The organism is Haloprofundus salinisoli, assembly GCF_020097815.1.
In the GTDB taxonomy this organism is placed as follows: Archaea; Halobacteriota; Halobacteria; order Halobacteriales; family Haloferacaceae; genus Haloprofundus; species Haloprofundus salinisoli.
This window is the reverse complement of the sequence record NZ_CP083663.1, coordinates 21,291-41,529: the sequence shown is the minus strand read 5'-3', so window position 1 is coordinate 41,529 and position 20,239 is coordinate 21,291. Positions and strand designations below refer to the sequence as shown.

20 protein-coding genes are annotated in these 20,239 nt (G+C 66.0%); 10 read left to right on the top strand and 10 right to left on the bottom strand.

From position 1 onward, the window contains the following. Position 1 precedes the first annotated feature (1 nt). Positions 2 to 460 carry a hypothetical protein gene (locus LAQ73_RS00225; RefSeq protein WP_224269253.1) on the top strand — a complete coding sequence of 153 codons (459 nt, stop codon included), beginning with the start codon at positions 2 to 4 and terminating at the stop codon, positions 458 to 460. A gap of 21 nt (positions 461 to 481) precedes the next feature. Here the strand turns inward: LAQ73_RS00225 and LAQ73_RS00220 are convergent, their stop codons facing one another. After that, a complete protein-coding gene (locus LAQ73_RS00220) occupies positions 482 to 1,594 on the bottom strand; it encodes a glycosyltransferase (protein ID WP_224269252.1) in 1,113 nt (370 codons plus the stop codon). A gap of 73 nt (positions 1,595 to 1,667) precedes the next feature. Then, a complete protein-coding gene (locus LAQ73_RS00215) occupies positions 1,668 to 2,726 on the bottom strand; it encodes a glycosyltransferase family 4 protein (protein ID WP_224269251.1) in 1,059 nt (352 codons plus the stop codon). Between the two features lie 277 nt (positions 2,727 to 3,003). Here LAQ73_RS00215 and LAQ73_RS00210 point away from each other — a divergent pair, with 277 nt between their 5' ends. The 3 genes from LAQ73_RS00210 (at position 3,004) to LAQ73_RS00200 (ending at position 4,531) form a co-directional block, all read left to right on the top strand. After that, on the top strand, positions 3,004 to 3,285 hold the full coding sequence (locus LAQ73_RS00210; RefSeq protein WP_224269250.1) for a ribonuclease P protein component 4: 282 nt from the start codon (positions 3,004 to 3,006) through the stop codon (positions 3,283 to 3,285). Between the two features lie 86 nt (positions 3,286 to 3,371). Continuing rightward, the gene (locus LAQ73_RS00205; RefSeq protein ID WP_224269249.1) at positions 3,372 to 3,617 is read left to right on the top strand and encodes a YhbY family RNA-binding protein; all 246 of its coding nucleotides are present in this window, start codon (positions 3,372 to 3,374) and stop codon (positions 3,615 to 3,617) included. Then, a complete protein-coding gene (locus LAQ73_RS00200) occupies positions 3,617 to 4,531 on the top strand; it encodes a mechanosensitive ion channel family protein (RefSeq protein WP_224269248.1) in 915 nt (304 codons plus the stop codon). The genes LAQ73_RS00205 and LAQ73_RS00200 overlap by 1 nt, the downstream gene beginning before the upstream one ends. 26 nt (positions 4,532 to 4,557) lie before the next feature. Here the strand turns inward: LAQ73_RS00200 and LAQ73_RS00195 are convergent, their stop codons facing one another. The 4 genes from LAQ73_RS00195 to LAQ73_RS00180 form a co-directional block, all read right to left on the bottom strand. Further along, positions 4,558 to 6,240 carry an NADH-quinone oxidoreductase subunit D gene (locus LAQ73_RS00195; RefSeq protein ID WP_224269247.1) on the bottom strand — a complete coding sequence of 561 codons (1,683 nt, stop codon included), beginning with the start codon at positions 6,238 to 6,240 and terminating at the stop codon, positions 4,558 to 4,560. 282 nt (positions 6,241 to 6,522) lie between these two features. Further along, positions 6,523 to 8,250 (bottom strand): cytochrome c oxidase subunit I, encoded by a 1,728-nt coding sequence (gene ctaD / locus LAQ73_RS00190; protein ID WP_224270780.1) that lies wholly within the window; start codon positions 8,248 to 8,250, stop codon positions 6,523 to 6,525. A gap of 68 nt (positions 8,251 to 8,318) precedes the next feature. Next, positions 8,319 to 9,011, bottom strand: coding sequence for an NADH-quinone oxidoreductase subunit B (locus LAQ73_RS00185; protein ID WP_224269246.1), 693 nt, complete (start codon positions 9,009 to 9,011; stop codon positions 8,319 to 8,321). Positions 9,012 to 9,275: 264 nt separating this feature from the next. Beyond that, complete coding sequence (locus tag LAQ73_RS00180; protein ID WP_224269245.1) at positions 9,276 to 10,418, bottom strand: acyl-CoA dehydrogenase; 1,143 nt, start codon at positions 10,416 to 10,418, stop codon at positions 9,276 to 9,278. A gap of 119 nt (positions 10,419 to 10,537) precedes the next feature. On the opposite strand from LAQ73_RS00180, the gene LAQ73_RS00175 reads away from it, so the two are divergent. Both LAQ73_RS00175 and mvaD read left to right on the top strand, forming a co-directional pair. Further along, on the top strand, positions 10,538 to 11,614 hold the full coding sequence (locus LAQ73_RS00175) for a phytoene/squalene synthase family protein (protein ID WP_224269244.1): 1,077 nt from the start codon (positions 10,538 to 10,540) through the stop codon (positions 11,612 to 11,614). A gap of 73 nt (positions 11,615 to 11,687) precedes the next feature. Beyond that, entirely contained in the window at positions 11,688 to 12,659 is a 972-nt protein-coding gene (gene mvaD, locus LAQ73_RS00170; protein ID WP_224269243.1) for a phosphomevalonate decarboxylase MvaD, read from the top strand. A 128-nt stretch (positions 12,660 to 12,787) separates the two neighbouring features. On the opposite strand, the gene LAQ73_RS00165 is transcribed toward mvaD, so the two are convergent. Together LAQ73_RS00165 and LAQ73_RS17570 are read right to left on the bottom strand one after the other, a co-directional pair. Then, positions 12,788 to 12,922 (bottom strand): zinc-ribbon domain-containing protein, encoded by a 135-nt coding sequence (locus LAQ73_RS00165; RefSeq protein ID WP_224269242.1) that lies wholly within the window; start codon positions 12,920 to 12,922, stop codon positions 12,788 to 12,790. Between the two features lie 260 nt (positions 12,923 to 13,182). Then, entirely contained in the window at positions 13,183 to 13,317 is a 135-nt protein-coding gene (locus LAQ73_RS17570) for a hypothetical protein (RefSeq protein WP_255634911.1), read from the bottom strand. Positions 13,318 to 13,455: 138 nt separating this feature from the next. On the opposite strand from LAQ73_RS17570, the gene LAQ73_RS00160 reads away from it, so the two are divergent. After that, positions 13,456 to 14,595 (top strand): NAD(P)/FAD-dependent oxidoreductase, encoded by a 1,140-nt coding sequence (locus LAQ73_RS00160; protein WP_224269241.1) that lies wholly within the window; start codon positions 13,456 to 13,458, stop codon positions 14,593 to 14,595. A 167-nt stretch (positions 14,596 to 14,762) separates the two neighbouring features. Here LAQ73_RS00160 and LAQ73_RS00155 read toward each other — a convergent pair whose 3' ends face one another. Beyond that, on the bottom strand, positions 14,763 to 15,563 hold the full coding sequence (locus LAQ73_RS00155) for a BtpA/SgcQ family protein (RefSeq protein ID WP_224269240.1): 801 nt from the start codon (positions 15,561 to 15,563) through the stop codon (positions 14,763 to 14,765). Positions 15,564 to 15,661: 98 nt separating this feature from the next. Here LAQ73_RS00155 and LAQ73_RS00150 point away from each other — a divergent pair, with 98 nt between their 5' ends. Further along, entirely contained in the window at positions 15,662 to 16,276 is a 615-nt protein-coding gene (locus tag LAQ73_RS00150) for an HD domain-containing protein (RefSeq protein WP_224269239.1), read from the top strand. 124 nt (positions 16,277 to 16,400) lie between these two features. On the opposite strand, the gene kynU is transcribed toward LAQ73_RS00150, so the two are convergent. Next, positions 16,401 to 17,678, bottom strand: a complete 1,278-nt coding sequence (gene kynU, locus LAQ73_RS00145) for a kynureninase (protein WP_224269238.1) — start codon at positions 17,676 to 17,678, stop codon at positions 16,401 to 16,403. Positions 17,679 to 17,777: 99 nt separating this feature from the next. On the opposite strand from kynU, the gene LAQ73_RS00140 reads away from it, so the two are divergent. Both LAQ73_RS00140 and LAQ73_RS00135 read left to right on the top strand, forming a co-directional pair. Beyond that, positions 17,778 to 18,803, top strand: a complete 1,026-nt coding sequence (locus LAQ73_RS00140) for an AIR synthase family protein (RefSeq protein WP_224269237.1) — start codon at positions 17,778 to 17,780, stop codon at positions 18,801 to 18,803. Between the two features lie 103 nt (positions 18,804 to 18,906). Continuing rightward, the gene (locus tag LAQ73_RS00135) at positions 18,907 to 20,097 is read left to right on the top strand and encodes an MFS transporter (RefSeq protein WP_224269236.1); all 1,191 of its coding nucleotides are present in this window, start codon (positions 18,907 to 18,909) and stop codon (positions 20,095 to 20,097) included. Positions 20,098 to 20,239: the final 142 nt, after the last annotated feature.

The window sequence follows — 20,239 nt, the reverse complement described above, 5'->3', positions numbered from 1 at the left end:
CATGCCAGAAGACGAACCCGACGAGCCGACAGAGTCCGAGGACGTAGACGTCGAAGCCGAGGAGAACATCGACGCCGACTCCGGCGACGGAGAGGGGGAAGAAAAATCGTTCCGCGAGCGCGTCGAGGAGATTCGAGAGCGGCGCGCGAAGGAGCGAGAGGAGCGCGGCGAGGAGGGCGAGGACCCGATGGCCGAGATGATGGGCGGCGGTGGCGGCCCCGGTGGCCCCGGCGGCATGGGCGGCGGCAACCCGTTCGCGCAGATGATGAGCGGCATGATGGGCGGCGGCGGTCCCGGCGGCATGGGCGGCGGACCGGGCGCGGGCGGCCCCGGCGGCCGACCCGAGGAGAGCCGCAACGACAACGAGGCGCTCGTCCGCGAGGTCCGACAGCTCCGCGACGAAGTCCGCGACCAGACCCGACAGCTCCAGCGCATCGCCGACGCGCTCGAAGACCGGTAAGTCGACCGCCGACTTTTCTCGCTACGCCTCCGCCGAGATCGCGTCGTACATCTCTGCGAGTCGGTCGACGGCGTGTTCGACGCTCATCGACTCCCGGCGGTCGAGACACCGTCGTTTGAGTTCGTCGGCCTCGGCGAACGTCCGCTCGATAGCCGCCCGGAAGCCCGCGGTGTCGCCGAGGTCGTAGTGGTAGCCGGTGACGCCCTCCTCGATAGTGTCCGAGAGCGCGCCGCAGTCGACGCCGACGACGGGCGTCCCGCAGGCATTGGCTTCGAGCGCGACCAGCCCCTGGGTTTCGACCGGACTCGGGAAGAGAAACGCGTCGAGCGAACTGTAGAAGGCCGGGAGTTCCTCCCGGTCGAGAAAGCCGAGGAACCGGGCGTCGATGCCGCGTTTTCGCGCTTTGGCTTCGAGGTGTTCGCGCGCGGGGCCGTCGCCGCCGAAGACGACGGTCGCGTCGAGTCCGTCGACGGCGTCGACGATGTCGCTGAGACGTTTCTCGTGACCGTGGCGACCCGTGTAGCCGACGAGCGTTTCTGAATCTGTGAGGCCGTGGCGCTCGCGGAACGCCGTCGCGTCGACGGGACGAAACCGGTCGACGTCGACGCCGTTTGGAACGACGCGGATGGGTACGTCGTCGCCGATACGACGCCGCAGGTCGCGCTTGGTCGCTTCGCTCGGGACGGCGACGGCCGCCGCGTGGCCGAGGAACCACCGTTCGTACGACTCCGAGAGGCGTTCGATACCCGATTCGAACCGCTCGCGCGAGGTGAGGTACGAGGCGTACTCGCTGCTCGGCGTGTGATAGGAGACGACAAACGGGAGGTCTTCCCTACGAGCGAGACGGAGGCCGCCGAGACCGAGCGCGAACGGCGTGTGCGCGTGGACGATGTCGACGTCGCGCACCGTCCGTGGGACGCGCGGCAGGCCGAACCGGAACCCATCGTAGAACGGAAACGGGAGGCTGCGGATGGGGTACTCGCCGTCTTCGGGGTCGTAGTCGTTCGAGTCGGGATAGACGACGTCCATCCGACCGCCGCGGGCCCGCCAGCGGTCGCGCCACGACTCGACGGTGTAGGTGACGCCGTTGACCGTGGGAAGGTAGGTGTCGGTGAACGCGACGACCGAGTGCATTGTCACGTGATTCGGAGACTCGGGGTTAAGTCGTTGTGACTTTCACCGTCGGTCGGGACCGCTTCGGCGACGCTCAAACCCGCCCGGCCGAGACGTCTTCGTACGCTTCGACCAGTTCCTCGCCGACGCGCTCCAGGCTGTGCTCGGCCGCGGTCTCTCTCGCGTTCTCGCCGAGTCGCTCTCGGAGGTCGGGGTCGCGCGCCAAGAGGTCGAGCGCGCGGCGGAACTCCGCGCGCGTCGAACACTTCAGGCAGTCGTGGCCGTGGGCGTAGAACTCCTCGAAGACGGGGATGTCGCGGAGGACGACCGCCTTCCCGCAGGCCATCGCTTCGAGGACGGCGATGCCCTGATTCTCGTTTTTCGTCGGGAAGAGGTAGACGTCGCCCGCGCCGAACGCGCCGCGCTTGTCGTCGACCCACCCGGTGAAGGTGACGTTCTCCGGGGGGTTCTCGGTCCAGTATCGTACTTCCTTCGACGCCTGCGGCCCGGAGTCGTAGGGACCGAACCACGCGAACTCGTACTCGGTCTCCTCGGCGAGTTCACAGAACGTCGTCAGTCCCTTGCGCTCGAAGACGTTGCCGACGGTGAAGACGACGAGGCCGTCGAGGTCGAAGCGCTCGCGGTACTCCTCGCGGAACCCCTCGAACCCGTCGAGCGACGCGACGTCGACGCCGTTCGATATCGACCGGATGGGAGCGTCGACCGGGTACGATTCGAGGAGTTCCTTCGTGTATTGGCTGGGACAGAGCACGAGGTCCGCCTGCGAGTAGAACCACCGGAGATATCGTCGAAGGGGCTTCGCGGCGAGGTTCGACCCGCGGAAGCTCTCGGCGAAGTCCTCGCTCGTGACGTGGCTGTGGAGGACGAGCGGTTTCTCGTAGTGTTTGGCGTGCCGGGCGACCGCGAGGCTCCCCGGCCCGATGAGGTTACAGTGAGCGACGTCGAACTCGACGACGGGGTTGCGCCCGCGGAGCGCGCTGAGCGGGATGCGAGTCGGCGACCCGCCGCGCCACGGCGAGGTGACCACCTCGACGTCGGTCCCTTCGAGGGCGGCCCGCTGGTGGTCCGTCGAGGTCCCGATGCCGCTTCGGTGGAGTTGCGAGGCGAGTTCGAGGTAGTTGAGGACGCGCACGATTCTGTCGGTTCGCAGGGGACGACTTTTAGTGTGGCGGCTTTGGGCCGTTCGATGATAGACGAGGGGGATAGCTCGGAACTTCTTCACGCCGGAGAACGCCTCGAAAGCCCGACCTTCGGTTGCCGGACGGACCACCATCGGGTGGTGATTTCGAGGTGTCCACAGTCGTTCAACGACGTCGTGCAGTCAAACTCTCCCTCCCAGACAACGAGTCGAAGTGAATCGGAAGCGCTTCGGAACATCTATCAGAAAACCCCGACCCAGTACAGGACGAATGCCGAGCATCGCCGAGGAGCGCATCGCGCGGTTACACGAACTCGCCCGCGAAGCGACCAGGGAACGCGAGTTCGACCGCTCCCGCGAGTACGTCCGCCTCGCTCGCCGGCTCTCCGAGCGGAACCGCTGCGGCCTCCCCCGCGAGTTCAAACGCTTCTCCTGCGACACCTGCGACGCGTACCTCGTTGCGGGCGTCAACGCCCGCGTTCGGCTCCAAAACGGACACGTGGTGATTCGCTGCGACTGCGGCCAGATCGGCCGGTACCCGTACCGCACCTGAGTGAACTGTTCGGCGTCTTCCGAGCGACCGGTAACGCCGGTCGGTAACTAAAGGTTGAAACCTCCCGCGTCGCTACGACGGGACAGATGGTAGACAACGAGTTACGCAAAGAGGCCCACGACCTCGACGTGACGGTCTGGGTCGGCAAGAGCGGTATCGCCGCGGTGACAGAGGAGCTGCGCGACCAACTCGACGAGCGAAAACTGGTGAAGGTGAAGTTCCTCCGGGCGGCCCGCGGCGGTAGCTCGACGGAAGAACTCGCCGACGAACTCGCCGAGGCGGTGAACGCAGAACTGGTGGAGACGCGCGGTAACACGGCGGTCTTCCACTGATGAGCCTCCTGCTGCAGACGGAGCCGAGAGGACCTCTCGCGAGGTTCCTCGTCAACACGTTCGGTCTCGAGGAGAGCGTTACATACGCCAACGCCGTCGATTCCGCGACCACCTTCCTCGTCGTCTTCGTCGCAGTGTTCCTCGTCGGTCGATTGCTCCTCCTGCCGGTCACCGGTCGACTTCTCGACAATCGAGGCCTGGAGGCGCACGCCCAGAAACCGCTGCGGAAACTGCTCGGCGTCGTCATACTCTTCGTCGCCGTCGGCGTCGCATTCGCGGCCGCCGGGTTCGGGAACATCCTCACCGCGCTGGCGACGATCGGTGCGGCGGCGACGCTCGCCATCGGTTTCGCGATGCAGGACGTCATCGCCAACTTCGTCGCGGGCGTGTTCATCTTCACCGACAAACCGTTCCGCATCGGCGACTGGATCGAGTGGGACGGCAACTCCGGCATCGTCGAGGACATCAGTTTCCGCGTCACGCGCGTCCGAACGTTCGACAACGAACTGCTGACGGTGCCGAACTCGCACCTCACCGACGGCGTCATCAAAAACCCCGTCGCGAAGAGCAAACTCCGCCTGCAGGTGCCGTTCGGCATCGGTTACGATGACGACGTCGAGAAAGCGACGAACATCATCCTCGAAGAAGCCGAGAAACGCAACGACATCCTCGCCGACCCCGAACCGTCGGTACGGCTGACGGAACTCGGCGACTCCGCAGTCGTGCTCAAATCGCGCATCTGGATCTCACAGCCGAGTCGCTCGGACTTCGTGAAGACGCGCGGCGAGTACGTCACGGCAGTCAAACAGCGGTTCGACGCCGAGGGAATCAACATCCCGTTCCCGAACCGCAACCTCACGGGCTCTCTCGACATCGAAGGGCTGGACCGAATCATGGCCAGCACCGACGACTGAACGCCCCGACTTCGCCGCGGCTCTCTTTAGCGGTCGACCGACCCGAGGACGATGTCGAGACTGCCGAGCGCCGCGATGAGGTCGGGAACGTACTCGCCGTTGGCCATCTCCGGCAGCGAGTGGAGGTTGTTGAAGCAGGGGCTGCGAATCTTGAATCGCGCGGGCGAGTCGGTGCCGTCGGCGCGGATGTAGATGCCCATCTCGCCCTTCGCCGCCTCGACCGCTTTGTACGTCTCGGTGCCGTCCTCCGGGCGCAGCGTCCGCGGTACGTTCGACTGGATGTTCCGCTCGTCTTCGGGCCAGTCTTCGAGGATGTCGATGCACTGCCCGACGATCTTCGCCGACTCCTCGACCTCGCGCAGTCGGACGAGCATCCGCGCGTAGTTGTCGCAGCCGTCCTCGACGCAGACGTTCCAATCCAGTTCCGGATAGTAGCCGTAGGGGTCGTCGCGTCGAAGGTCGTAGTCGATACCCGAGGCGCGGGCGACGGGACCGGTGACGCCGTAGTCTTTCGCGACCTCCGGCGGGAGGACGCCGACGTCGACGGTCCGCGACTGGAGGATCTCGTTACCGGTGATGAGGTCGTGGTACTCTTCGAGCGTCGGCGGCAGCTCTTCGAGGAAATCTCTGACTTTCTCGAAGAACTCGTCTCGGGGTTCGGGGAGGTCCCAGACCACGCCGCCGAGACGGAAATAGTAGAACATCATCCGCTGGCCCGTGAGGTCCTCCATGATGTTCTGGACCTTCTCGCGGTCGCGGACGGCGTACATGAAGATGGCCGTGAAGTCGCCGTAGACGTCGAGCGCGAACGTCCCGACGGCGAGGAAGTGGCCGAGCATCCGCCCGAGTTCGACCGACATCGTCCGGAGGATGTCCGCGTACTCGGGCACGTCGATGTCTGCGAGGTGCTCGATGGCCCGCGCGACGGCCCACTCGTTCGGGATGTTCGCCGTGTAGTCCCAGCGGTCCGCGTACGGGATTATCTGGTAGCGGTAGGTGCCGTTCTGACACATCTGCTCCTCGCAGCGGTGCAGGTAGCCGATGTCGGGGTCGACGTGTGCGACCTGCTCGCCGTCGAGGATGCAGTTGAGGTGGAGCACCCCGTGGGTGGCCGGGTGATGCGGCCCGATGTTGAGCAGCATCGTGTCGGTGTCTTGGTCGTCCTCGCCGGGGATTCGGCGGTCCTCCTGGAGCGGGTTCATGTTCTCGCGCAGCGTGACGATCTGAGGCCGGTCCTGGTCGTAGTTAAGCGACAGCGGGTGGCCCTGCCACGTCTCCGGTAGATAGATGCGACGGAGGTCGGGGTGGCCCTCGTACTCGATGCCGACGAGGTCGTACGACTCGCGCTCGTGCCAGTCCGCCGTCCGGAACACTGGCTCGGCGGATTGGCTGACGGGATTGTCCTTGGGCGTGGGTACGACGATGCTGACCTCGTCGGTCGGGTCGGCGTACCTCTTCATGTGGTATATCGACTCGTACCGGTCGACGTACTCCTGCGCCGACAGGAGCGAGAGATGGTCGAACCCCGCCTCGTTCTTCAAGAGCGAGAGCGTCTCCTGTACTTTGTCCGCTCGGATGACGAACGCCGGAGCGTTCTTGTGGTCGTCGCGACCGACGACCAGGTCGCCGAGCAGGTCGGCGAGCGCTTCCTCCCGCGTCTGCTCGACGGCGGGGGTCGTCTCCTCCGGCCCGGACTCTTCGAGGCTCATCGCGTACCGCCTCGCGCTCTACTGGTTCGGTCGGTCGTCGAATAGGTTGCTGTCATTAGGTTGCCCCGGTGGTCGACGACTCATCTACGCCGCCCTGTGAGAGCGACGGGACGCTCGACGGGTCGTCGTAATCCTACGTCGGAGTTCGTAACGACCGTCTATAAGAATTGTTTCCATTTGACAGGATAGTCTCCGAAAGGTACCGGTCGGCCGCGTTCGACGCGCATCGAGGTCACCCTCGCCCGACGACTCTGTCGACCTGTCTCTCGGTGGGCCCGCCTCTCAGTCGCCGCGGGTTTCCGACCGCTCGGGTCGCCCGACGTCGTCGGTGTCGGTCGCTCCCTCACCGCCGTCCGCGATGGTCGAGCGCCTGCGCTCGCGCCGCCAGTGCCACTCCTTCGTGAAGAGGCCTTGATTCTCGATGTCCCACGGGTCGTCGCCCGCGTGCGCCCCTTCGTAGGCCGACTGCACCATGTTCCACAGCCAGATTAGCTGGCCGAATCCGAGCAGAAACGCCCCCAACGTCGCCGCCTGATTGAGCGTGGCGAACTGCGGGAGATAGGTCGCGTAGCGGCGCGGCATGCCGCCGTAGCCGAGGAGGATGAGTGCGAAGAACGTCACGTTGACCCCGACCATCGACAGCCAGAAGTGCCACTTACCGAGTCGACGCTGGTACATCCGCCCCGTGACGAGCGGGAACCAGTAGTAGGTCCCGGCCATTAACGCGAAGAGAATCGCGCCCGCGACGATGTAGTGGAAGTGGCCGACGACGTAGTGGGTGTCGTGCAGTACGAGGTCGACGGGGATGGAGGCGAGGAAGACGCCCGTCACGCCGCCGATGATGAAGTTCGAGACGAAGCCAATGCAGAACAGCATCGGCGTCGTCAACCGCAGGTTGCCGTTCCACATCGTCGTGATCCAGTTGAACGTCTTGACCGCGCTAGGGATGGCGATAGCGAGCGAAACCGCCATGAACGAGGAGCGCAGTCGCGGGTCCATTCCGGTCGCGAACATGTGGTGCGCCCAGACGCCGAACGAGAGCACGCCGATCGCCAGCGTCGAGTAGACGACGAACTTGAAGCCGAACAGCCGGCGACCCGCGAAGCGCGGGAGGACGTAGCTAACGATACCCATCGGCGGCAGGACGATGATGTACACCTCGGGGTGACCGAAGAACCAAAAGAGGTGCTGCCAGAGGATGGGGCCGCCGCCCTCGCCCGCGAAGAACGTCGTGCCGAAGTTCCGGTCGAACAGCAGCATCAACAACGCGCTCCCGAGCACGGGAAATGCGAAGAGGATGAGCCCCGACTGCGTGAGGACGGTCCACGAGAAGATGTCGAGGTTCGCCCACGTCACCTCCTCGGCGCGTTCGGTGAAGATGGTCGCGATGAAGTTGATCGCGCCCATCGTCGTGGAAACCCCCGAGAGGTGAAGTCCCAACAGTAGCAGGTTGATGCTCATCGCCGACTCGGTGATAGAGAGCGGAGGATAGAGCGTCCACCCCGTCTGCGCCGGGTCGAATCCGAAGGGGACGAGCAACACGCCGCTCCAGATGAACAGCGCCGACGGCGGCAGCAGCCAGAAGGCGATGGCGTTGATACGCGGGAACGCCATGTCGTCCGCGCCGATGACCAGCGGGATGAAGTAGTTCGCGAACGCCGCGATGCCGGGCGTCGCGACGAGAAACAGCATCGTGAGTCCGTGGCTCGTCAGCAGTCCGTTGTAGAGCGCGGGCTGGAGGAGCGTCTCGTCCGGGGTGAAAAGCTCCGCCCGCATGAGCATCACCGCCGTCCCCGCGAAGAACAGCGCGACCGTCGAGAACACGCCATAGAGGATGCCGATGTCCTTGTGGTCGACCGTCGTCAGCCACCGCACCAGTCCGCCCGGTTTCTCCTCACTGACGGACTCCTCCCGCTCGACGGCAGTGCCGCCGACGCCGAGCGGAACGGTGTGCCGCCAGCTTTCGACGCGCGTCAGCCAGAGGGCGACGCCGAGGAGGAACAGCCCCATCAGCACCGTCAGGACCAACTGCGCGCTGACGCCGAGTTGGGCCGGGACGGCGACGGACGGGTCGGCAGTCACGGCGAATCGGCCCAGTTATAGCGCATGACGAGGTCGTCGGTGTCTATCTCCTCGGCGAGTTGGTCGACGACCTCGTCGCGTTCGAGGTCGCCGAACCGTTCGAGTTCGTACGGCTTGACGACGACGGGCGCGGACTCGCCGTTGGCGATGCGCTCTTGGAGTTTGGCGACGCCGTAGATGAGCGCCTCGGGGCGCGGCGGACAGCCGGGAATCTGGATGTCGACGGGGATGACCTCCTCTGCGCCCTTGATGACGTTGTACCCCTCCTGAAACGGACCTCCGGAGGCGGTACAGTTGCCCATGCCGACGACGAACTTCGGCTCGGGCATCTGGTCGTAGACGCGCTTCATCCGCGGGGCGAACTTCGAGACGATGGTCCCAGGGACGATGATAACGTCGGCTTGCCGCGGCGAGGCACGCGGGACGCCCGCGCCGAAGCGATCGAGGTCGTGTTTGATTGCGTACGTGTGCATCATCTCGATGCTGCAGCAGGCGATACCGAACTGCAGCATGAACATCGACGACCCCCGGACCCAGTTCATGAACTTATCGAACTTCGTGAGGATGAACGGCGACGAACCGAACGCCTCCCGGAGCTTCGAGTTGTATCTGTCGTGTTGACGCGTCTTGCGGGTGGTCTCGTGGATATCCTGTAGCTCCGTCTCCGTCGGCGAGCTCTCGTGTGCCATGGTCTCTGTCTCCGGAATCTGCGGCCGACCGTCGTCGTCTGTCGGCGTGCGCTAGGTCAGCTACTTCGGAGACGTGGAAAAGTATTGTCAGAGGTTATTCAGAAACTCGCGGGCGACAGATTGTCGGTTTACGTCGTTATTCTCCGCGTCGGGAGTCGAAAAACACTCCGCATCGGCACCGAGAGCGCCCCATCGGGAGAACACGCGGCGCTCGGACCCCAAAGCGGGCCGCAAAAGGTGACCGCCACGCCCGGTTTTCCGTACTCAATCGAGTAACTGCGCGGCGATGGTGTTGCGCAGAATCTCGCTGGTTCCTTCGTATATCTCGTTCAGTTTCGCGTCGCGGTAGTAGCGCTCGGCGGCGAAATCCTTCGTGTAGCCGTAGCCGCCGTGGATTTGGATACCCTCGTTCGCCACCTCGCGGCTGATTTCACTGGCGTACAACTTGGCCTGCGCGGCCTCCTTGATGAAGTTCTCGCCGCGCATCTTCTTGTCCGCCGCTCGGTGCATCAGCAGTTTCGCGGCCTGAATCTTCGTGTCCATGTCGGCCAGTTTGTGCTGGATGGACTGGAAGCCGGAGATGGGCTGGTCGAACTGTTCGCGTTCCTGGGCGTACTGCAGCGCGTCGTCGCGGGCGGCGCAGGCGATGCCGATGGAGCGCGCGGCGATGGTGATGCGCCCGCCGTTGAGCGTCTTCAGCGCGTGGACGAAGCCGTCGCCCTCCTCGCCGAGCAGGCGGTCCTCGGGGATGCGCATGTCGTCGAAGCGGAGTTCGGCGGTGGGACAGCCCTTGTCGCCGAGTTTGTGCTCGGTGCCCTCCACGACGAAGCCGTCGTCCTCCTCGGGGCGGACGACGAAGGAGCTAATGCCCTTTTTTCCGGCGTCGAGGTCAGTTTTCGCAAAGAGGGTAACCGTGTCGGCGACCGAGCCGTTCGAGATCCAGAGCTTGCCGCCGTTGACGACGTACTCGTCGCCGTCTTTCTCGGCCGTCGTCGTCATCGAGGGGACGTCACTGCCCGCGCCCGCCTCCGAGAGCGCGAACGCGCCGATGTTCTCGCCCGTGTTCAACGGCGTGAGGTACTCCCGTTTCTGGTCCTCGTTTCCGAAGGCGTACACCATGTTGCCCGCGAGGCTGGTGTGGGCGGCGACGACGGTGCCCAGTCCGCCGCTGCCGCGGGAGATCTCCTCGAGACCGATAGCGTAGGAGTGGTAGTCCAGACCCGCACCGCCGTACTTCTCGGGGAACGGCATCCCCATCAGACCGAGGTCGGCCATCTCGGAGACGAGGTCGGCGGGGAACTCGTCGGTCTCGTCGATATCGGCGGCGACGGGCCGAATCTCCTCGTCGACGAACTCCGCGACCATATCCCGAATCTGCTTCTGCTCCGCGGAGAGCTGGAAGTCCATGCTGCGGTTTTTCACTGTCGACCGTTTAGGTTTTCCGGGTGCAGGGTGTGAGCTGTTCACATTTGACGGAAGTGCCACGAGGCTTTTTATGTCTCCTTCCGTAAGCTGGGATACTCCGGATGCCTGAAGACGCAGATGCCCGCCCCCCCGGGAACGACGCAGACTTGCAGTGGTGCCACGACGCCGTCCAAGGCGTCTCGCGGACGTTCGCACTTACCGTGCGCGTCCTCGACGAGCCGATGTCATCGTACATCTGTCTCGGCTACCTCGTCTGCCGTATCGCCGACACCGTCGAAGACGCCGAGCACATCCCCGCCGACGAGCAAGCCCGCTTGCTCCGTCTGTACGACGCGGCGCTCGACCCGGACGACGAGACGACCATCGAACAGTTCACCGAGGCGGTCGAACCCTGGGTGCCCGCGGCCGAGGCTCGAACCGACGACTGGGAGGTCGTCGCCGAGTCGCCGCGCGTCTTCCGCACGTTCGAATCCCTACCCGCCGACGTTCGGGAGGCGGTGACGCCGCCGGCCCGCGAACTCGTCCAGGGGATGGCGATGTTCGTCGAACGCTACGCCGATACGGACGGGCTCCGCATCCAGTCGCGCGAGGAACTCGAAGAGTACTGCTACTACGCCGCCGGCACCGTCGGCACCCTCATCACCAACCTCGTCACCCGCGGCGACATCGACTCCGAGCGCCGCAAACGCCTCTACAACACCGCCGAGGAGTTCGGCCTCCTCCTCCAACTGGTCAACATCTCCAAGGATGTCTACGACGATTATACCGAGGAGAACAACGTCTATCTCCCAGCGGAGTGGCTCGAAAATGAGGGCGTCCCGCAGGACGAGGTCGTCGACCCGGCGAACAAAGCGGGCGCGACGAACGTCGTCCGCCGAACTGCCTCCCACGCCCGGACGTACCTCGACGACGCGCAGACGTATCTGGAGACGGTCCCGACGACCGACGGCAACACGCTCGCCGCGTGGGCGATTCCGTTCCTCCTCGCCGTCGGTACGCTCCGCGAACTGTCGGCGAACCCCGAGGACGCGCTCACCGGCCGCGGCGTGAAGGTGTCCCGACAGGAGGTGTTCGCCGTCGTCGGCGCGATGACCAGCGGCGGACGCGAATCGCTGGCGGAACTCCGCGAGGCCATCTCTCGCTCGCCGTACCACCGCGTCGCCCGCCAAGCGGACTGAACGTCGGAACCGCGTCCGCCGAACGCAGTCGACTTCCGGGATATTTAACCCGGAGTCGCGCACGCCTTCTGGCATGAAAGCCACCGCACGAGCACACCCGATTCAGGGCCTCGTGAAGTACCACGGGATGCGCGACCCGGAACTTCGACTCCCGTACCACGACAGCATCAGCGTCTGTACCGCGCCCTCGAACACGACGACGACCGTCGAGTTCGACTCCGCCGCCGACGAGGACGTGTTTCTCATCGACGGCGAGGAAGTCGAGGGCCGCGGTGCCGAGCGCATCCAGGCCGTCGTCGACCACGTCCGCGAGCTGGCCGACGTCGACCACGCCGTCCGCTTCGAGAGCGAGAACAACTTCCCCTCGAACGTGGGCTTCGGCTCCTCTTCCTCCGGTTTCGCCGCCGCGGCGATGGCGCTGTCGGAGGCCGCGGGGCTGGACCTGACGCGCCCCGAGATCTCGACGATCGCCCGTCGCGGGTCCTCATCGGCGGCCCGCGCCGTCACGGGCGCGTTCTCCCAACTCTACACGGGGCTGAACGACGAGGACTGCCTCTCCCGGCGCATCGAAACGGAGTTGGAAGGCGACCTCCGAATCGTCGCGGGGCTCGTGCCGGCCTACAAGGAGACCGAACAGGCCCACGAAGAGGCCGCCGAAAGCCACATGTTCCAGGCGCGGATGGCGCACATCCACGGCCAGATTGCGGAGATGCGCGACGCGCTTCGCAGCGCCGACTTCGACCGCACCTTCGAACTCGCCGAACACGACTCGCTGTCGCTGACGGCGACGACGATGACGGGTCCGTCGGGGTGGGTGTACTGGCAACCGGAGACCATCGCCATCTTCAACGCCGTCCGCGAACTCCGCGAGGACGATGTTCCGGTGTACTTCTCGACGGATACCGGCGCGAGCGTCTACGTGAACACGAAAGCCGACTACGTCGACGAGGTCGAACGGGCGATTTCCGACTGCGGCGTCGAGACGATGGTGTGGGAAGTCGGCGGCCCCGCCGAGATTCTCCCCGAAGCAGACGCGTTGTTCTGAACTCGCTCGACTGAGGCGTGTCGCAGGTGTGCGAACGAACCTAAAACGGAGTCAGAAAAAAGACGCGAGAGGCGTGCGAGAGTGCAATAGGGGCGGACGAAGGCCGATCCGTCGGTTCGAGGCGACTATCAGACGAACCGCTCGCGCCGATTCGTCAACCGACCGGGCCGGAAGTAGTGATTGCATTTGGGACACTGGACGTCGGCGCGAACGTACTCGGGTACCTCGAAACGGTTCTTGCACTCGGCGCATCGAACGATCATGTCTCAGGCTACCGTGACGAGTGCGAAATAACAGTTGGTTCGGGAAAACGACTGTCCGGTACTGCTGTAGAAAACGGTCGAATTAGAGCCGAAAACCGTCGTTACGCAGCGAGCGCCGTAGACTCCTCGACGAATCACCGATTCCGAAGAGTCGGAGCATGGGACAGAGTCTCAGGAGAGACTGCTATCTCCGCGAAAAATTCGGGGGCAGGCGGAGGAGATCAGAGCGTGAACTGCGTGCGAGTCGGTCGGTACTACCGTTACATCGTCGCTGCAGCGAGCATCGAGAAGTTCGAGTCCTCACAGACGATACACTGCCGCGGCGGCGTCTGTGACGTAGTCGCCATCACAACACCGCAGTGTCTACAGACGTGCGTGAACTGTCGGTCGGCCATGGTGTTACACCACCTCTGATGAGGTCACATACGACGATAAGGGGGAGAGATTGCAACAGTACGCCGGTTAATTCGGACGAATCACCGACGACCGGCACGGCCCACATCCTCTTTGCTCCGTGGTTCTAACCGCCGGGTATGAGAGTGGCTGTACTCGGTGCCGGTTACGCAGGCCTCGTCCTCGCGCAGCGTCTCGAACGTCGCCTCCCTCCTGCCGTCGACATCGTCGTCGTCGACGAGTCGCCGACACACCTGGTCCAACACGAAGTTCACCGCGTGATTCGCCGTCCCAGCGTCACCGACGCTCTCACCCTTCCACTGCGCGACGCCCTCGACCGCGCCGAGCTAGTCACCGAACGCGTCGAGCGCGTCGACGCCGACGCGGGATTCGCCGAACTCGCCGACGGGACGGAACTCGACTACGACTTCGGAGCGATCTGTCTCGGGTCGGAGACTAACTTCCACGACCTGCCGGGAGTCGAAGCGCACGCGCTGCCACTGAAACGCGTTCACCACGCCGAGGCGATTCGCACGCAGTTTCTCGACGTCTGCGAGTCCGGCGGCACCGCCGTCGTCGGCGGGGCGGGACTGTCGGGAGTACAGACGGCGGGCGAACTCGCCGCCCTCGCACGCGAACGCAACGCCTCCGACCGCGTCGACGTCGTTCTGCTCGAACAGTTCGACAGCGTTACGCCCGCCTTCCCCGAGAACTTCCAGCAGGCGGTCCACGACGAACTCGCCGCCCGCGATGTGGAGATACGGACGAACACGCCGGTTCAGCGTGCCGAGGCCGACAGCATCGAACTCGCCGAAGGAACCCTTCCGTACGACCTGTTCGTCTGGACGGGCGGCATCCGCGGCGCGGACGCGATGGGCGGCGAGCGTCCACTCGTCCGCAACGACCTCCGACTCTCCGAGAGAACGTTCGTCGTCGGCGACGCCGCCCGCGCCGTCGACGCCGATGGCGAGTCCGTCCCCGCCAGCGCCTCCGCGGCGATTCGAGAGGCCGGAACCGTCGCTCGAAACCTCGAACGACTCGTGACTCGTGAACTCGACGGCGACGGCACCGACTTCGCCCCGCGACTGAAACCGTACCGCTTCGAGGTGCCGGGGTGGATCGTCTCCGTCGGCGACGGTGCGGTGGCGCAGGTCGGGCCGACAGTCGTCACCGGGGCGGCGGCGAAGGCGATGAAGACGACCGTCGGAGCGGGCTATCTGAGTTCGGTGAAGGCGGTCGAGAAAGCGACCGAACTAGTCGAAGCGGAACTGAACGAGTAGAACGGAGGTCGCCGCGGGCGGCGAAGGTTCATAACCGATGCCGGGACCACTTCGTCGGGTGACGTGACTCTCGACCGCCGGCGGAGAGCGGGTGTGCGGCCGCCCGTCGGCGGGTCGTCGACCCCTCGAACCGGCCGCCTGTCAGCCCGCTTGGTCGAAGCGTCGAGTCACGACTCGGCTGCCTCGACCAGTTCTCGAACCCGCTGTTCGTCCACCGGGTTCGTCGTCTCCCCGCCCGATTTGAGCGCCGTCCCGACGATGACCCCGTCGGCGACGGCGAGCAGGTCGGCCACGCTCTCGACGGTCGTCCCGCTGCCGACGACGACCGGCGCGTCGAGACCGAGTTCGTCGCGGTGAGTGACCACTTCGCGGAGTCGGTCGCGGTCGACTGCTTCACCGGTGCCGACACCGGAGACGACGACGCCGTCCGCGAGGCCGCGTTCGAGCGTCTCGGCGACGACTTCGCCGGTCTCTCTCGGCGTCACCGGCGCGGAGTGTTTGACGTCAACGTCGGCGAGGACGGCCACGTCGGCGTCGAGCCGCTCGCGGAGACGCATCGTCTCGTACGCTCGGCCAGTGACGACGCCCTGGTCTGTCACCCGCGCGCCCGTGTGGACGTTCACGCGGACGAACGAGGCACCGGTCGCGGCCGCCACCGACAGCGCCGCCGCCGCGTCGTTTCTGAGGACGTTGACGCCGACGGGGACGGACACCGCCTCGGAGACTGCGCCGACGAGCGCCGTCATCGACGCGACGGTGTGTTTCGGCACGTCGTCGGGGTAGAAGGGCGCGTCGCCGAAGTTCTCCACCATCACAGCGTCGACGCCGCCGGATTCGAGCGCCGCCGCGTCGGCTCTCACGTGCGCTCGGAGTTCGTCGCGGTCGCCTGCGAACCCGGGCGCTCCGGGGAGCGCCGGGAGGTGGAGCATCCCGATTATCGGCGCGTCGAGCGCGAGGAAGTCGTTCATACGCGTCGCTCGCGGGGTGGCCCCAAAGAGGCGGCGAGTTCGACTGAGGCCGCTCCGAACCGACGCGTATAATTCGCGCTTCGAGAGACGACTGGTCGATGGCCGAGACGATTCGATTCGAGGAGAACGCGTTCACCGCGGTCTGCGAACGACTGCCGGAACTCGCGCTCGTCGACGACACCGAGCTGATGCGCGAGGCCGCCGTCGCCTTCTTCGAGGGACACGAGGACTACTTCTGGACCGCGCCCGCCGCGTCGAGCTACGCCCACCACAACCTCTACTGCTGCGGCGAACGCGGCCTCTGGATTCACACGAAGATGGTGTTCGCGGCGTTCGAGCGCCTGGTCGACTCGTATCTCGAACAGGGACTCGTCAGCGACTTCGAACGGGAGCTCGGTCGGGTCGCCTGTTTGCTTCACGACATAAAGAAGTACGGCGAGACGTACGAGCAAGGTGACCACGCCGATCGCGACCACGACGTACGGGCGGCCGACTGGCTCCGCACCGAGACGGACTTGGACCCGCGCGTCGCCGACGCCGTCGAGCGGCACATGGGACCGTGGTACGACGGCCCCGAACCGGAGACGCCGCTACAGCAACTCGTCCACCTCGCGGACATGACCGCATCGACGAAGAACGCCACCGTCGGGGTGTACCAACCGCACGAGAAGATTCGGTCGCTGTATCCGTCGATTCCGGAAGCGACGTTCTGATCCGGGGGCGAAGCGCCGGAGCCGATACGATTCACCCGTCTATCTCACCGAACACAACGAGGCGCTCGATTGGTGGTAGCGATAGCCGACGCTCACACATTCGAGACCGGTTCGACGAACAGGGTTACGTCACGCCGCCGTCCTGCCGGTCGAACTGCTCGTACGTCGCTTCGTCCAGAATCGCTCGGAGTTCGTCGACGACCTCCCAGACGTCCTCGTGGCTGGTGTACAGCGGCGCAGGGCAGACGCGGACGACGTTCGGCGGGCGGTAGTCGACGACGATGTCTCGTTCCTTGAGCGCGAGGCTCACCCGATAGGCTTCGGGGTGTTCGACCGCAACGTGGCCGCCGCGGCGGTCGGCGTCTCGGGGCGTCCCGACCTCGCAGTCGTACCCCGCCTCGGAGAGCGCGTCAACGAGTTTGACGAGATAGCTCGTCAGTGAGACGGATTTCTCACGGACGGCCTCGATACCGGCTTCCTCGAACATCCGAAGCGAGCCTTCCAGCGGCGCGGCGCTGAGCATCGGCACCGTCCCGATCTGCCACGCGCCGGCGTCTTCGGCGGGCGTGAACGCGAGGTTCATGTCGAACTGCGTCTCCTTGTCGTGGCCCCACCACCCGGCGAGCGCGGGCGTCTCACCGAAATGGTCGCGGTTGACGTACAGCCCCGCGATAGCGCCGGGACCGCCGTTCAGGTACTTGTAGCCGCACCAAACTGCAAAATCGACGCCGACGCCCGAGAGGTCGTGGTCGACGGCGCCGACCGAGTGCGCGAGGTCGAAGCCCGCGAGGATACCGCGGTCGTGAGCCTCCTCGGTGATTCGCTCGACGTCGAGCAGTTGGCCGCTGCGGTAGAGCACCGACGGCAGGAAGACGACATCCGGGTCGCAGGCGTCCATCGCGACGACGACGTCGTCTTCCTCGATGGTTCGGCCGTCTCGGCTCTCGACGGCGACGAGGTGCTCGTCGGGGTCGTAACCCCGCTGGCGCAGTTGAGCGCGAATCGCGTAGTGGTCGGTCGGGAAGTCGAGGTCGTCGACCAGTACCGTCGGCGAGTCGACGGCGTCCAGGAAGGTGCCGACGAGCGTGTGGATATTGACGGTGGTCGAGTTGGCGACGACGACTTCCTCCGTCTCTGCTCCGACGAGCGGCGCGGTCATCGAGCCGAGTCGCTCGGCGTAGGAGAACCACGGTTCGTCGGCGTCGGTCCACCCGCGAATCCCGAGTTCGCGCCACTCGTCGACGACGCGTTCGAGGGTGGCTTCGGCGTCCTCGGAGAGCGGGCCGAGCGAGTTGCCGTCCATGTAGTGGCCGTCGGATATCTCGAAGCGGTCGGCGAACTGTGAGAGGGGGTCGTCGCGGTCGAACTCGCGGGCGGCCTCGCGGGGTGGGAAGTCGCTCATACGCGAGACTGCGCGGCGGCCGATATAGAAGTGGGCGAAGCGGAACGCGGGACAGGGAAAGGACGGCACCGTTTTACTCGCCGCGTCCGCATGCCCGGTATGTCCGACCTCGGGAAGATCGACCCCGACTTCTTCGACGAGTTCCTGCATCCTCGACTCGGCGCGGCCCGCGACGACGTGGCGCTCGGCCCCAAACACGGCGTCGACTTCGGGATGCTCGACGTCGACGGTACCGCCGTCGTCCTCGCCACCGACCCCGTCTCGGTCCTCCCCGACCTCGGTTTCGACCGCGCCGGCCGGTTCGCACTCCACATCGTCCTCTCTGACGTCGCGGTGTCGGGACTCGCGCCGTCGCACCTCGCCGTCAGTTTCTCGCTGCCGCCGGAGATGTCCGACCGAGAGTTCGCCGAGCTCTGGACGGCCATCGACGACGAGGCCGAAGAGCTGGGAATCAGCATCGTCACCGGCCACACCGCCCGCTACACGGGGTGTTCGTTTCCCTGGGTCGGCGCGGCGATGGCGCTGGCGGTCGGCGACCACGATGACGTGGTTCGCCCCGACGGCGCACGACCCGGCGACACAGTCCTCGTGACGAAGGGGCCGGCCGTCGAGGCGACGGGGCTGCTCACGACGCTGTTCGGCGACCGGATGCAACTTCCGGAAACGACGCTCGACGAGGCGCGGGCGAGACTCGACGAGACGCGGACGGTGCGCGACACGCGTGCTATCGTCGACGCGGCCGACGCGGGCGGCGTAACCGCGATGCACGACGCGACGGAGGGCGGACTACAGGGTGCGCTGTGCGAAGTCGCCGGGAGCGCGGGCGTCCGCATCGACGTCGAGCGCGACGCGGTTCCGCTGCGACCCGGTGTCGCCGAGACCTGCGAGTATCTCGACGTGGAGCCGTGGCACGCGACGAGTTCGGGGACGCTCGTCGTGACCGTCTCGGAGTCCGCCGTCGACGGCGTCGTTTCGGCGCTCGAAACGCGGGGGACGCCTGTCGGCGTCGCCGGAACGGTGTCGGCGGGCGAGGGCGTCTACCTCGACGGCGACCGCGTCGAACACCCGCGCGTCGACCCCTCGTGGGCGGTGTACGAGGCGTTCGCCGAAGGGGACGCCGACTGAACTGGGACCGGCGAGGCGTCGACGGGACCGGAGATGCGCCGCCGCCGCCGAGGTTGCCGCGACACCCATCGTTATACCGCGCCGATGAATCGCCGAAAACGGAATGAACGTCCGCCGCGTCGTCTCGCTCATCTTCGTCTGGCAACTCGCCGCGAGCGTCTGTTACTACGCCGTCTTCGCGGCGACGCCGTTCTTCCGCGACCAGTTCGGACTCTCGGGGACGGCCGTCGGCCTCGTCGTGACGTCGCTGACGCTCGGCTACGCGGTGTTTCTGCTCCCGCTGGGCGCGCTCACCGACCGCTTCGGCGAACGCCGGACGCTCACCGTCGGCCTCCTCGGCCTCTCGGTGGGGGCGGTGCTCGTCGCCGGCGCGTGGTCGTACGCGACGCTGCTCGTCGGTGCGTTCCTGCTCGGCTCGCTGTACGGGACGGCGATGCCGGGGACGAACAAGGCGATATTCGACAGCGTCCCGACCGGACGACAGAACCTCGCCGTCGGCGTCAAGCAGGTCGGCGTGACGGCCGGCAGCGGGGCCAGCGCCCTGCTCGTCACGGGTATCGCGGGCGTGCTCTTCTGGGAGGCCGGCTTCTACGTCGCCGCGACGAGCGGGCTCGTCGTCGCCGCGTTCTTCTGGGTCGCCTACCGCGGTGCCGACACCGGCGGCGACGCCGAGTTCCCGAGTTTCCGGCGGCTGCTCCGCAACCGACCGTACCGCTCGCTCACTATCGCGGGTGCGTTTCTCGGCGCGGGGCTGTTCACGACGACCGGGTACACGATTCTCTACGTCGAGGAGTCCATCGGGGCGTCCGTCGCCGTCGGCGGTCTCGTTCTCGCGGCGTTACAGGTCTCGGGCAGCGCCGGACGGGTCGTCACCGGGTGGCTGAGCGACGCGCTCTCGGGCGACCCCCGGCGACGCATCGCCAAGATCCTGCTCGTCCAGACGGTGGCGAGCGCCGCACTGTTCTGCGTCGTCGCCTTCGTCGACACGACGGCCGCTGCGGCGGTGGCGTTCGTCGTCCTCGGTTTCTTCGTGCTCGGCTTCACCGGCGTCTACTACTCCTGTATGGCGACGGTCGTCTCCGCCGAGGAGATGGGCGGCGCGACCGGCGGCGGCCAGTTGGCGCTCACCTCGGGTGCGCTCGTCGCGCCGCCGGTGTTCGGCTATCTCGCCGATACGTTCGGCTACCGGGTGAGCTGGCTCATGCTCGCGGCGCTCGCACTCGTGGCGACCGTGTTCGTCGCGCAGGTCATCCGGGCCGAACCGCCGGCGGACGTCGTCGCCGCCGCCGATTGAGTCCCCCCGCCTCCGGTCGCGGCAAACGCTATCTCGGTCGCGCGTGACAGACGGCCGACGCCGACTCTCGCACTCGACACCACCTACGAACCGACTGCCGACGAGCGGCGCGCCTGCACGGCGTCGCTGACGGAACTGTACA